This is a genomic window from Archaeoglobus sp. UBA230, from assembly GCA_002507545.1.
Lineage (GTDB): Archaea > Halobacteriota > Archaeoglobi > Archaeoglobales > Archaeoglobaceae > Archaeoglobus.
Genome location: DAVR01000026.1, coordinates 25052 through 38000 on the forward strand (window position 1 = coordinate 25052; position 12949 = coordinate 38000).

At 44.6% G+C, this 12949-nt stretch carries 16 protein-coding genes and 1 tRNA gene; 15 read left to right on the forward strand and 2 right to left on the reverse strand.

Annotated elements, in window-relative coordinates:
• Window positions 1-12: 12 nt before the first annotated feature.
• A tRNA-Leu gene (locus tag BP688_RS07045) sits at window positions 13-95 on the reverse strand.
• Window positions 96-175: 80 nt separating this feature from the next.
• On the opposite strand from BP688_RS07045, the gene queC reads away from it, so the two are divergent.
• The 15 genes from queC to BP688_RS07120 all read left to right on the forward strand — a co-directional run bounded on the left by queC (window position 176) and on the right by BP688_RS07120 (window position 12817).
• A complete protein-coding gene (queC, locus tag BP688_RS07050) occupies window positions 176-901 on the forward strand; it encodes a 7-cyano-7-deazaguanine synthase QueC (protein ID WP_290596329.1) in 726 nt (241 codons plus the stop codon).
• Complete coding sequence (locus tag BP688_RS07055) at window positions 882-1559, forward strand: 7-carboxy-7-deazaguanine synthase QueE (RefSeq protein ID WP_290596328.1); 678 nt, start codon at window positions 882-884, stop codon at window positions 1557-1559. Before queC ends, BP688_RS07055 begins: the two co-directional genes overlap by 20 nt.
• Window positions 1560-1904 (forward strand): 6-carboxytetrahydropterin synthase QueD, encoded by a 345-nt coding sequence (queD, locus tag BP688_RS07060; protein WP_290596327.1) that lies wholly within the window; start codon window positions 1560-1562, stop codon window positions 1902-1904. It abuts the gene before it with no gap.
• A gap of 84 nt (window positions 1905-1988) precedes the next feature.
• Window positions 1989-2477 (forward strand): winged helix-turn-helix transcriptional regulator, encoded by a 489-nt coding sequence (locus tag BP688_RS07065; RefSeq protein ID WP_290596326.1) that lies wholly within the window; start codon window positions 1989-1991, stop codon window positions 2475-2477.
• Between the two features lie 91 nt (window positions 2478-2568).
• Window positions 2569-3732, forward strand: a complete 1164-nt coding sequence (locus BP688_RS07070) for a thiolase domain-containing protein (RefSeq protein WP_290596325.1) — start codon at window positions 2569-2571, stop codon at window positions 3730-3732.
• 4 nt (window positions 3733-3736) lie between these two features.
• Window positions 3737-4129 (forward strand): Zn-ribbon domain-containing OB-fold protein, encoded by a 393-nt coding sequence (locus tag BP688_RS07075; RefSeq protein ID WP_290596324.1) that lies wholly within the window; start codon window positions 3737-3739, stop codon window positions 4127-4129.
• Window positions 4129-5277, forward strand: coding sequence for an acyl-CoA dehydrogenase family protein (locus BP688_RS07080; RefSeq protein ID WP_290596323.1), 1149 nt, complete (start codon window positions 4129-4131; stop codon window positions 5275-5277). Before BP688_RS07075 ends, BP688_RS07080 begins: the two co-directional genes overlap by 1 nt.
• 2 nt (window positions 5278-5279) lie before the next feature.
• Window positions 5280-6050 (forward strand): enoyl-CoA hydratase/isomerase family protein, encoded by a 771-nt coding sequence (locus tag BP688_RS07085; RefSeq protein WP_290596322.1) that lies wholly within the window; start codon window positions 5280-5282, stop codon window positions 6048-6050.
• 9 nt (window positions 6051-6059) lie between these two features.
• Window positions 6060-6977, forward strand: coding sequence for a 3-hydroxyacyl-CoA dehydrogenase family protein (locus tag BP688_RS07090; protein WP_290596321.1), 918 nt, complete (start codon window positions 6060-6062; stop codon window positions 6975-6977).
• A 195-nt stretch (window positions 6978-7172) separates the two neighbouring features.
• The gene (locus BP688_RS07095) at window positions 7173-7919 is read left to right on the forward strand and encodes an ATP-binding protein (RefSeq protein WP_290596320.1); all 747 of its coding nucleotides are present in this window, start codon (window positions 7173-7175) and stop codon (window positions 7917-7919) included.
• The gene (locus BP688_RS07100; protein WP_290596319.1) at window positions 7916-9016 is read left to right on the forward strand and encodes an iron ABC transporter substrate-binding protein; all 1101 of its coding nucleotides are present in this window, start codon (window positions 7916-7918) and stop codon (window positions 9014-9016) included. Before BP688_RS07095 ends, BP688_RS07100 begins: the two co-directional genes overlap by 4 nt.
• Complete coding sequence (locus BP688_RS07105; RefSeq protein WP_290596318.1) at window positions 9013-10029, forward strand: FecCD family ABC transporter permease; 1017 nt, start codon at window positions 9013-9015, stop codon at window positions 10027-10029. The genes BP688_RS07100 and BP688_RS07105 overlap by 4 nt, the downstream gene beginning before the upstream one ends.
• A 14-nt stretch (window positions 10030-10043) precedes the next feature.
• A complete protein-coding gene (locus BP688_RS07110) occupies window positions 10044-10793 on the forward strand; it encodes an ABC transporter ATP-binding protein (protein ID WP_290596317.1) in 750 nt (249 codons plus the stop codon).
• Window positions 10762-11805 carry a methyltransferase gene (locus BP688_RS07115; protein WP_290624575.1) on the forward strand — a complete coding sequence of 348 codons (1044 nt, stop codon included), beginning with the start codon at window positions 10762-10764 and terminating at the stop codon, window positions 11803-11805. Before BP688_RS07110 ends, BP688_RS07115 begins: the two co-directional genes overlap by 32 nt.
• Window positions 11806-11827: 22 nt before the next feature.
• On the forward strand, window positions 11828-12817 hold the full coding sequence (locus BP688_RS07120) for an NOG1 family protein (RefSeq protein WP_290596315.1): 990 nt from the start codon (window positions 11828-11830) through the stop codon (window positions 12815-12817).
• On the opposite strand, the gene BP688_RS07125 is transcribed toward BP688_RS07120, so the two are convergent.
• Window positions 12751-12942, reverse strand: a complete 192-nt coding sequence (locus BP688_RS07125; protein ID WP_290596314.1) for a ferredoxin family protein — start codon at window positions 12940-12942, stop codon at window positions 12751-12753. The two genes, BP688_RS07120 and BP688_RS07125, sit on opposite strands and share 67 nt — an antisense overlap.
• Window positions 12943-12949: the final 7 nt, after the last annotated feature.

Consider the following 12949-nt stretch of genomic DNA (forward strand, 5'->3'; position numbering starts at 1 on the left):
GTCCTCGAAAAGTGCGGGGGGAGGGATTCGAACCCTCGAACCCCTACGGGACAGGACCCTCAATCCTGCGCCTTTGTCCGCTCGGCAACCCCCGCCTGAAAGTTTTTTCACGAATTGGATTTATGAAGATTGTGGTATTCGATGGTTTCTTATACAATCTGCAAAAACAAAAATCATGAAATGCGTAATGCTGCTTAGCGGAGGTGTTGACTCTTCAACTCTCCTCTACTATCTGCTCGATAAAGGATACAGAGTTTATGCCCTTACATTTTACTATGGTCAAAAGCACTCCAAAGAGCTTGAGAGTGCTAAAAAAGTGGCTGAGAATGCGAAATCGAGAGGAGAGGTGGAGCACATTACCGTTGATATTTCCACAATCCATGACCTAATTTCTTTTGGCGCTCTGACAGGAAAAGAAGAGATTCCAAAAAAATTCTACACCGAAGAGAGTCAGAAAATAACGATTGTGCCCAACAGAAATATGATTTTACTCTCTATTGCAGCAGGTTATGCAGTGAAGATGAGCGCGAAGGAGGTATACTACGCCGCACATCTGAGCGACTATAGTATCTATCCAGACTGTCGCAAGGAATTCGTTAAAGCTCTTGATACCGCCGTCTATCTCGGAAACCTCTGGAATCCGGTAGAGGTCAAAGCACCATTTGTTGACATGACTAAGGCAGACATTGTAAAGCTCGGTCTCAGGCTGGATGTCCCATATGAACTCACTTGGAGTTGCTACGAGGGTGGCGAGAGGCCGTGCCTAAGCTGTGGAACATGCTTGGAGAGGACTGAGGCATTCATGACGAACAGCGCAAAAGACCCTCTACTGACTAACGAAGAGTGGGAAAGGGCCATCGAGATATACCACAGGATGAAAAATGAGAGCGAATCTGATTGAAATTTTCAAATCCATCCAAGGAGAGGGGTATTATATTGGCGTTAAGCAACTGTTCATTCGCTTCTCCGGCTGCAATTTAAACTGCTACTACTGTGATACTCCCAAAAGCTCTGAAATTTGCTTGGACTATGTAGGGAATAAAAAAATACCCAATCCAGTTTCCACATCCTACGTACAGGAGCTTATAGATGAATCAAAGGTTCACTCAATCTGCTTCACGGGTGGAGAACCCTTACTTCAGGCTGATTTCATCACCTCTCTCAAAAAAACAAGACCTTTCTATCTTGAATCCAACATGACGCTGCCCGAAAAGGCGAAGAGGCTCAGATTTGTTGACTATGTTGCGGGAGATTTGAAGGTCAAGGAATCTGGCATCTCCGACTATCAAACAGTTCTTGAGAATACCATAAAGTGTTTCAGAATTCTAAAAAACACAAAAAAGAGGAGAACGTTCTGCAAAATAGTTCTCCCTGAGAAATTTGATGAAGACGACGTTCTGAGTTCAGCAGAAGAGATAAAGAGATACGTTTTCGGTTTCGTTTTGCAGCCCGTGTTTGGAGTTAGAGTGGAAAAAATACTTAAGCTGCAGGACAGGATGATAGAACTTGCTGACACCAGAGTAATACCACAAGTGCACAAGTATCTGGGGGTGAGATGAATGGAAAAGATGGTTATAGGAATATCAACATCTTTCAGCGCTGCTCACAGCATACCTGGTCATTACAAGTGCGGTAAGATACACGGACACAACTTCAAGGTAGAGGTAGAAATAGCTGGGGAGGTCAAGGAAGATGGCATGGTTATGGACTTTTTCGACCTGAAAAAGGTAGTTGATGAGGTAATTTCGAAGTTTGACCACGCACTCATCAATGAGATTATAGAGATACCCACCTCGGAAAATATATGCGTTCATGTCTACAACGAGCTGAAAAAGAGAGGATTAAATGTTGTTAGGGTAAGAGTTGCTGAAAATGATGATAAATGGGCTGAAATAAGACTGTAATCTTTTTTATTTGATGATATGGATACAGATTGTCACTTAATAGCTAACATAAAGTTTTTATATTTTAAATGCAATTTTCATACCATGCGAAAGGGTCAGCTTGATGAAACCGACAAAGCAATCATCGAAAATATTTTGAGGGGCAAAACCCAGAGTGAAATCGCTGAAATGCTTGGGATAACTCTGAGGACAGTTCAGAACAGGGTAAGAGTTCTCGAAGAAAATGAGTATCTTATAAAGGTTAAAGAAGGCTACTGGAGGGCAAACTACCAGAAGCTCGGTTTGAGTATGCTTGCCGTCATTCTAATCGATCTCGACATTACTTCCAAACCTAAGGTTGACGATGTAATCGAGCACTTCAAGAAGCTCGATTTTGTCGAGAACATACTCGAAATGGTTGGTTCTGGCTACGATCTGTGTCTAATAGTGAGATACAAAGACATTGACGAGTTCAGAGAGGAGAGAAGAAAATTCATGGAGTGGTTTGTGAAGAGGGGTATTCGGATCAACCATCTGACCACTTTCATATCATCGAGAACCCATAAGGACCACAGAAGAACGATTATTGGTTGAGAGAACTATTTATTCTTATTTTGTGTAGTCATCAGCCATATACGTTCATATATCACGAAAGTATTATATATTATCGAGCAAACCCTTCTTAATGAGGGTAGGTGTTGTCGGAGTAGGTTGTTCTAAGTTCGGGAGACGGGATGATGTCACCATTCAAGAACTTGCTTATGAAGCGGTAAAAGAGGCTCTTGATGATGCAGGAATGGTTCAGGATGATATTGATCTCAGTGTTGTCGGGAGTGTAAACACCAGAGGCTATGAATTGATGCCTGCTGTTCCTGTCAACGAATACTGCGGTTTTGCGGGAAAAGGGCCTTTAAGAGTGGAGGCAGCTTGTGCAACAGGAACAGCTGCTGTTTACACGGCTTACACCTCAATAGCCTCGAAAATGGCAGATGTTGCCATTGCCATTGGAGTGGAGAAGATGACTGAAGTTGATACCGCCACTTCTCTTGCTATTGGTGGCAGAGCAGGGAACTACCTCTGGGAATTTCATCAGTATGGCACAACCTTTCCCGGTTACTATGCGATGCATGCATCCGCACATATGGCAAAATTTGGCACAAGTGAGAAGCAGATGGCAATGGTGGCAGTTAAAGCTCATAGAAACGCAGCAAAGAATCCTAAAGCCCACTTCCAGAAGGAGATAACTGTTGAGGATGTATTGAACTCGAGGGTGATAACATACCCACTTAAGCTCTACGACTGTTCTCCAATCAGTGATGGTTCTGCAGCGGCAATTTTAGCGAGTGAAGAGAAGATAAAGGAGTTTGGAATAGATGACGTTATCTGGCTTGAATCTGCTGGCTATGCCTCCGACACATCAAATATGACCAATAGAGAGAGTTTTGTAGGACTAAAGGCGACGGTTCTTGCTGCGGAGATGGCGTATAGGAGGGCAGGAATTGATGACCCGGTTAAGCAGCTTGACATGGCAACTGTGCATGACTGCTTTACCATAGCTGAGATCATGGCATATGAAGACCTCAAGTTCTGCAGAAAGGGTGAGGGTGGGAAATTCGTTGAGATGGAAGAAAGCGACATTGGTGGGAAGTTGCCGGTAAACACCTTTGGTGGGTTGAAGGCGAAAGGACACCCCTTAGCTGCAACAGGAGTTGCAATGGTTTATGAAGTTGTAAAGCAGCTCAGAGAGGAGGCAGGAGATTTACAGGTTGATTTGAAGAATTACAGGGGCCTAATTCACAACGTTGGTGGTACAGGGCATTTTGCTTTTGTTATGCTCTTCAGGAGGTGAGAGGGTGTTTATCGAGAGCCGCGAGTTGTTGATAAAGCACAAAATTCCAGTTTCACGAATCTCAAAATACTGGAAGGGACTTGAGGGTGGGATTGTCTACAAGACAGCCTGCAAGAAATGTGGTGAAACTTACTATCCACCAAGAGCAGAATGTCTTTGTGGTGGAGAGGTAGAGTGGGTTGAAGTTGACGGAGAGGGTATCATTGAAGCCTTTACGACTGTCCATGCTATCCCAAAGGGTTTTGAGTGGAATAAGCCCTACACGATAGCCATTGCAAGCTTTGGAGATGTGAAGATTATGGGATGGGCTGAAGATGTGGAGGTTGGAGATAGAGTCAGGATAAAGACCGGAAAAGACGAAACAGGGGTTTGGAAGGTTTATTTCGAGGTGATTTGATGGATTTTAAATTAACTCCTGAACAGGAGGACATAAGGAGAGCTGCAAGAGAGTTTGCCGAGAGGGAGTTTACCCCTGAAATTATGGAGGAGTGTGATAGGGAGGAGAAGTATCCTAAGGAACTTGTGATAAAGGCGAGGGGACTCGGATTCTCAACGGTAAAAATCCCAGAAGAGTATGGGGGAATGGGGCTGAGCTTATTTGAAGAGGCTCTGGTCACCGAAGAGTTCTACAGGGTTAGTCCGGGGATTGGCAATGCATGTCTGAGTTCGACCTTTGGAACAGAGCTGCTGATTCTTTTTGGCACTGAAGAGCAGAAGGAGAAGTATCTGAGATGGGTGACTGAAAAAAACGGTATTTCGGCAATGGCGACAACAGAGCCTGAAGCTGGCAGTGATGTGGCAAATGTAAAAACCAAGATTATCAAGGAGGGGGACGAGTGGGTCATTAATGGGACAAAGATGTTCATAACAAATGGCAGCGTTTGCGACTTCGTTCTCGTTTTGGGGAGAACTTATGAAGGAGAGAAGAGGCACCACGGATTAACCTTTGCAATCGTTGAGAGTGGAAGTGAGGGATTCAAGGCGACGAAGATCAAGAACAAGATGGGTTTAAGGGCAAGTGATACAGCAGAGATCGTGCTGAAAGATGTTAGGGTGCCGGAGGAGAATATACTTGGTGAACCGGGTAAGGGCTTCTACTATATGATGGAGTTCTTCAATCACACGAGGCCAAGGGTTGCTGCTCAAGCAGTTGGAATAGCTCAGGGTGCTTTTGAACTTGCGCTTAACTATGTCAAGCAGAGAAAACAGTTCGGACAGCCAATCGCCGCCTTCCAGCACACCCAATTCAAGATCGCAGAGATGGCTATGAGGATTCAGGCTGCAAGGTTACTCACATGGCAGGCTGCATGGCACTGCAGCAAAGGAGACCCAAAACCCGAACTCTCCTCAATGGCAAAGTGTTTTGCTGGTGAAACTGCAGTTTACGTTGCAGACTGGTGTGTACAGCTTCATGGTGGCTATGGTTATGTCGGAGAATACCCGGCTGAGCGTTTTTACAGGGACGCGAAACTTATGGAGATATATGAGGGGACAAAAGAGATTCAGAAGCTCATTATAGCGAGAAGACTCATAGGGAGGGTATAAAAATGGGAGAGAGAGTAAAGTTCGAGATTGAAGGTCAGATCGGGATTGCAACGTTGAGCAGACCAGAGAAGTTGAATGCTCTGGACACAAAAACAAGGGTTGAGCTCAGAGATGTTGTCGAAGAGGCTGAAAAAAGCGTAAGGGTTCTGATTATAACCGGAAGTGGAAAGGCTTTTGCCGCAGGGGCGGACATCAACGAGCTTCTCCAGAGAAACCCTATAAAAGCTCTTGAAGCAACAAAACTTGGAACAGAGCTTTTCAGTAGAATAGAGGAGCTTGAAATTCCTGTGATAGCAGCCGTCAATGGATTCGCCCTTGGAGGGGGATGCGAGCTTGCAATGGCTTGTGACATTAGAATTGCGAGTGAGAAGGCTAAGTTCGGACAGCCTGAAATCAACCTTGGTATAATGCCGGGTGCTGGTGGAACGCAAAGACTGCCAAGACTTGTAGGATTGGGAATGGCTAAGAAACTCGTTTTGACCGGAGAGATAATTGATGCTCAGACCGCTTTTAGAATTGGGCTTGTTGATGAGGTCGTTGAGCATGAGGAGTTGATGGAAAAAGCCAAGGAAGTTGCAGGGAAGATTGTAGAGAAATCGCCTCTTGCGGTCAAAATTGCCAAGAAGGCTCTGAGCGCATCACTCACTATGCCACTAAAGGAGGGGCTTAAATATGAGGCGAGTCTCTTTTCGCTGCTCTTTGCAAGCGAGGATGCAAAAGAGGGGATGAGGGCGTTTTTAGAGAAAAGGAGGCCCGAGTTTAGGGGTCGTTGAGGTGTTAGCATGTTCAAGAAAATAGGTGTGGTTGGATTCGGGTTGATGGGCACACAAATTGCCCAGTTCTTCGCTCAGAAGGGTTTGGAGGTTGTTGCGATTGATGTCAGCAAAGACTCCCTGAAGAAAGGTATTGAGGCGATTAAGGCAGGCAGATTTGGTCTGCAGAGACTTGTGGAGAAGGGGAAGATTACAGAAGAGGAAATGAACGCTGTGTTGGACAGGATTACGACCTCTACCGAGTATTCGGCTTTGAAGGATTGTGAGATGATTATCGAAGCAGTTTTTGAAGATGTAAACCTGAAGCTGAAGGTTTTAAAAGAGATTGATGGCATAGTAGACAATGCGATTATTGGCTCCAACACATCGTCAATCAGCATAACAAAACTTTCTTCGGCAGTCAGCAGTCCCGAAAAGTTTCTCGGCATTCACTTCTTCAACCCCGCTCAGATTCAGAAGCTGGTTGAACTCGTGAAGGGCTTGTTGAGTGATGAGAAAGTTGTCAACGATATTAAAGAGTGGTTCGTTCAACTGGGAAAGGTGCCGATAGTTGTGAATGACTCTCCCGGTTTTGCAACATCACGTCTTGGGTTGGTGCTCGGCAAGGAGGCTTTGTTGATGGTGCAGGAGGGGGTTGCAACACCGCAGGACATTGACATTGGAATGATGCTCGGATACGGCTACTCGATGGGCCCGATTGAGACCGGGGATTTAGTGGGGCTGGACACAAGATTGAAGATATACGAGACCATGTTCGAAGCAACAAAAGACCCGAAGTGGGCACCACCAAAGCTACTCGTGCAGCTCGTTGATGCAGGCTATCTCGGTGATCCATCGTTAAAGCCCGGAAGCAAGGGAGGAGTTTACGAATACTTTGGTCAAGAGAGGGCAACGCAGGTTTTGAAGAGGTTAGGTATTCGTAGATAATTTTTTATTTTTTCTATTTTGTTGATCATACAAAGTCTCATTCGAATTAGCAAGTGTGATCAGTGTGGTTTTTGAAGATTATCTCAAGATTTACGGGTTGGTCAGCTGAGAAAGTTCGTAAAATTTATAGTTGTTCTACACTCTAATTAATACTAATCAGAAATCTTTTAATACATTGTAAGAGCAAATTTGACGATGAAAATACTTGTCTGCGGGAAAGGAGGGTGTGGAAAGAGTGTCATTTCTGCTCTCATAGCTAAAGAGTTGGCAGGTAGAGGTAAAAAAGTTCTTGTTGTTGACGCTGATGAATCAAACTTCGGAATTCACAGAAATTTAGGAGTTAAACAGCCAAAAGACTTCATGGAGTGGCTTGGCGGGAAAAGCGGAGTAAGAGAGAAACTTTTCAAGGCAATTCAGTCAGAGTGGAAAGAAGAAGCAAGAATGCTCGACGAGCTCAGCCTTGACGAGCTTCCTGAAGAGTTTGTCGAAAGAAATGATGGTATAGCCGTGATAGCGATAGGGAAGATTCACGAGTTTGGCGAGGGATGTGCCTGTCCAATGGGAGTTGTTACGAGGGAATTTCTGCAAGCTCTAAGGCTTGAAGATGATGAGTTTGTGGTTGTTGACACTGACGCAGGAATAGAGCATTTTGGTAGGAGTGTCGAAGCTGGATGTGATGTAATCGTTGCGATTGTTGAGCCGAGCTATGAGTCAATAAAACTTGCAGAGAAAATTGCAGATATGGGTAGAAAATTAGGAAAGAGGGTGACTACGGTTGCAAACAAGGTTAATGATGAGACAAAAGGTCTGATCAATGCTGATGCTTACGTTCCCCTAAGCAAAGAAATCTATCAGGCATGTTTTCTCGGAGAGGAGGTGCCGTTGATTGAGGAGGCAAAAGAGCTTGTTAACCTGATAGCTAACTCGGAGGTGAGAAGATGAAAAAATTGCCGATTCTGCTAACAATAGTAGTGCTTGCATCTCTGGTTGCCGGATGCTCGCAGAGCCATGAGAACAAAGTTGATACCGTTAAAGTCACAGACCTGATAGGAAGAGAAGTTGAAGTTCCTCAAAAAGTTGATAGGATTGTTGCTGTAGGCCCCGGAGCTTTGAGATTGATTGTTTATCTGAATGCAACAGATATGGTTGTAGGTGTTGAGGATGCTGAGACGGCATGGAGTGCGATGGGGAGGCCATACAGAATGGCACATCCAGAGCTTGCTGAGAAGCCCATTATAGGAAAAGGTGGTCCAAGCCCGTCTCCTAATGCTGAAGCAATTGTTGCCGTCAAACCTGACGTGATTTTTGCATGCTATATGGATGCCAGCAGAGCTGATGCTCTCCAGCAGCAAACCGGTGTGCCAGTTGTGATTTTGAGCTACGGCGAGCTTGGAAACTTCAAAGCTCAGGAGATTTACGATTCACTAAGACTGGCTGGTAAGATTCTCGGTAAGGAAAAGAGGGCTGAAGATATAATCAGCTTTGTAAACTCTGCTTACAGTGACCTATCATCGAGGGTTGAAGGGGTTCTGGATGATGCAAAACCAACGGTTTACGTCGGCGCTCTCGGATTCAAAGGTGGACACGGAATAGAGTCAACTCAGTGCAACTTCCCACCGTTCATGGCTGTAAAGGCAAAGAACGTTGCATGTGAGGCAAACAAGAGTGGAGCTTTCTTCATTGATAAGGAGAAGCTTCTGGAGTGGGATCCGGACATAATCTTTCTTGACGAAAACAACCTGCATCTCGTTCTGATTGACTACGAGAAGAGTCCGGAGGTATACAAATCTCTAAGAGCCTTCAAAAATGGTGAGGTTTACGGAATACTCCCATTCAACTACTACACGACGAACATAGAGATTGCAATAGCAGACGCTTACTTTATAGGCAAAGTTCTCTACCCAGATAGATTTGCCGATATCAACCCTGCAGAGAAGGCGAATGAGATATTCAAATTCTTTGTTGGCAAGGAACTCTACGGGGAGATGGCTGAGCATTATGGAGGGTTCAAAAATATAGCAGACATCTTCGAATCATGATAGAGTACAGCAGAAGAATAAGAACTGCGGAAATCGTGCTGGTAACTTCCCTAATTTTTTCGTTTATAGCCTCCCTCTGCATAGGATCGTATAACCTCACTCCTCAGGAAGTTTTCAGTTCTCTTGCTACCGATTCTCCTATAATATGGGACATCAGGCTGCCGAGAATAGTGACCACCATACTTGTGGGGGCGAGCCTTGCTGTAAGTGGAGCTGTGATGCAATGCATCCTGAGAAATCCCCTCGCATCTCCATTCACTCTCGGCATTTCGCAGGGTGCAGCCTTCGGAGCTGCTTTTGCAATTATCTACCTCGGAGCTGGTCTGATGCACAGAACTGGAGAGAGCATCACGATTCTAAACCCTTATCTTGTCCCATTTTTTGCCTTCTTCGGCTCCCTGATCAGCGTTTCTGTAATTCTCACACTTTCAAAAATAAGGGATCTTAGCCCTGAAGCGATGATTCTTGCAGGAGTTGCAATGGCATCCCTCTTTCAGGCTGCAACGATGCTGATGCAGTACTTTGCCGAAGACGTTATGGTAGCATCGGTTGTTTTCTGGACTTTCGGAGACATGGGAAGAACGAACTGGAATGAGATATACATTATCCTTTCAGCATTTGCAGTCTGCACCACCTACTTCATCTTCAGGCGTATGGACTACAACGCTCTAACGCTGAGCGATGAGACTGCCATATCGCTTGGAGTTAATCCCCAAAGAGTCAGACTTGAAAGTCTCCTGCTCTCGTCATTTCTTACAGCAATCTGTGTTTCCTTTACTGGTATCGTAGGTTTTGTAGGACTTGTCGCTCCGCACTCCATCAGAATTTCAGTCAGTGGAGATCACAGATATCTGATTCCTTTCAGCACGGTTTTTGGAGCTACCCTTTTACTTATCGCCGACACGTTTGGCAGAACTGTCCTCTCGCCAGTCTTAATTCCTGTCGGAATCGTTACAGCGTTTGTGGGTGCTCCAGTGTTCATATATCTGCTCTTGATGGGTAGCTGGAGGTGAAAGGAGGTGATTGAATGATTACGGTCAAAAACTTGAGCTTCTCATACAATTCAGAGCCTGTGTTAAATGATCTGAATTTTGAAGCACGAGAGGGCGAGGTTATCTTTATCCTCGGACCCAACGGGAGTGGAAAAACAACCCTGCTTAAGTGCATTGCCGGAATTCTGAAGCCAAGAGGAGCAATTTTGGTTGAAAACCAAAGTTTGAATGATATTTCAAAGAGAGAGTTGGCTAAAAAGCTCGCATATGTGCCACAAAGAGGTGATACAGGTTTTCTCACAGTTTTTGATGTTATTTTGCTTGGCAGGAAACCCTATATGGGTTTTGGTCCGACGAATGAGGACTACAGGATTGTTAAAGATGTGATGTCTCTTTTGAGTCTTGAAAAGCTTGCTTTCAGAAGACTAAATGAACTGAGTGGTGGAGAGCTGCAGAAGGTTATGATAGCGCGAGCTCTGGCTCAGAGGCCGAGAATTCTGCTTTTGGATGAGCCAACAAACAATCTCGACGTTAAAAATCAGATTGAGATCATGAGGCTAATTAGAAAGATTGCCAAGGAGAGCAACATTTCTGTGATCTCGACCATGCATGATCTGAATCTTGCCTCTCTTTACGCTGACAGGATTTTGATGATAAAAAACGGTAAAATTTTTGCTTCTGGTGGGATTGAAGTTCTCAACAAGGAGAACATAAAGGCTGTTTACGGGGTTGATGTTGAGGTCGTGCGGATGAATGGGAAAGCCGTTATTTTGCCCGGTGATTGACATGTTGGAAATTCCCAAACAAGCATCTGAATTTGAAGGTCTCATTCAGCAATGGAGTGACGGTTTCAGAAAAATCCAGCTACTTCGGGCTGCAATCGAACTCAATTTATTTGAAACACTGAAAAATCCTAAAACTGCCGGTGAAGTGGCAACGGAATTTAATGGAAACCACAAGCTTGTTAAACTTATGCTGGAATGTCTTGTAAATACCGGATTGCTTGTAAAAAGAGGAGATAAGTACGCACTCTCTGAGATTTCGAGAACGTTTCTATGTGCAGACTCGCAGTACTCCCAGATTAACTTTTTGAAAAAGCATTTTTCTGATCTTGAAATGTGGCAAAACCTTGAGAAAATAGTAAAGGAGGGGCCAGTTAGAGTGGACAGGGCAAAGTTCTTTTCAGAATCGGTAATCCATTCGATGGCTCAGCATTCTTTGCTTGGTGAGCTGCAGAAGACTGTTGAAGTGATATCCAAATACGAGGAGTTCAGAAGAGCGAGAAGACTCATTGATCTCGGTGGGGGACACGGTCTCTACTCGGTAGCATTCACCAAGTTGAATCCCAAATTAAAGGCAGTGGTGTTTGATCTACCAGAAGTTGTCAAGAGAGGTAGGGAATATGCGGAGAAATACGGAGCTGAGAGAGTGGAGTTCGTTGCTGGCGACTTCTTCAAGGACGATATTGGAAGTGGATACGACATTGTCTTCTCATCCTACAATCCAAGCGGGAAAAACATTGGAATGATATACAAAATAAAAAATGCCCTCAAAACCGGTGGGATTTACGTGAACAAGCAGTATTTCTGGAACAATAGTAAGGAAATTGATCTGTGCGATTTGGAGTGGAACCTGTGGTGTTTTGGTGAGATTGAAAAAAGTGAGAAAAAATATACGTTCAAAAAAGATCTCAGCCTTGAAGAATATATTGAGGAACTGGTTAAAAGGGACTTTGAAATCCTTGATGTGGTTAATCTCGGAGAAGCTAAAATGATAGTGGCGAGGAAAAAGAAATAATACTTCAGATCAACTAAAGCAGATGCAGGATTTCAGAAAGTTACCAACCGTGCTAACGGCAGAGGAGTTGATAGATAAGATTTTCAGGAGAGCGGCCAAGGTTGAAGGCAGAGACCCAAAGGAGAGGGCTTTAAACAAGCTTTCAACCATCTCGAACGTCTCAAAGGATTACTTCAAGAGGATTGTTGAATCCCATCCGAGTTATGACAACTTGCCAGAATTTTATCGAGAAATGGTTGATGTCATCGTGGGCATCAGAAAGCTGAAGAAATCTCTTGCAGCGCTGAAGTGGGCAGATGGCATGATTCAGAAGGTTGTGACGAAAAGTATCAGGGAGATCAAGGGTGGTAAAAATCCCTCAACAGTTGTTAAAGCCACTTATGGTAGAGTTGCGTCCATCATAGAGCAGATTGACGACGAACTGAGATTTCTTAATGACGCGAAGAACAGGATGAGGGAGATACCCATCCTACTCGATGTACCAACTGTTGTTGTTGCTGGCTATCCTAATGTTGGCAAGTCATCCTTAGTTGCGAGAATCTCGACCGTCAAGCCTGAGGTTGCAAGCTATCCTTTCACTACCAAAAAAATCAATGTAGGGTTCGCAGAGGTTGGTGGGAAAAAGGTTCAGATAATTGACACCCCCGGACTGCTTGACAGGCCTCTGAGCAAGAGAAATGCAATAGAAAGGAGAGCCATTCTCAGCCTGAAACATCTCGCAGATATTATTCTCTTCATCCTTGATCCAACAGAGACATGCGGCTATGAGCTGAAAAAGCAGCTTTCCCTTCTTGAAGAGATCAGAGGCTACTTCAAGCGTCCAACCCTTGAGGTTTACAGCAAGGCAGACATGCACAACCAGCGGGACAGGATTGCTTACTCAGCTATAACTGGAGAGGGCATCGAGGAAATCCTACAGGAAATCGAAAAAATGGTAAAGAAAGTTTACTCGCAAACGTCAACTGTTATGGCCCCTTCGGGGCAAACTTCAACACAGGAGCAGCACTCCTGACACTCGTCAGGGTTTGCTGGATAGCTCTTTCCGTCGTCGTTGAATTCAAAAACTCCTCCGGGGCAGACGGAAATGCACTCGCCACATCCGCTGCATTTGTCCTGATCAACGACTATTTCGACCATTTAGCAT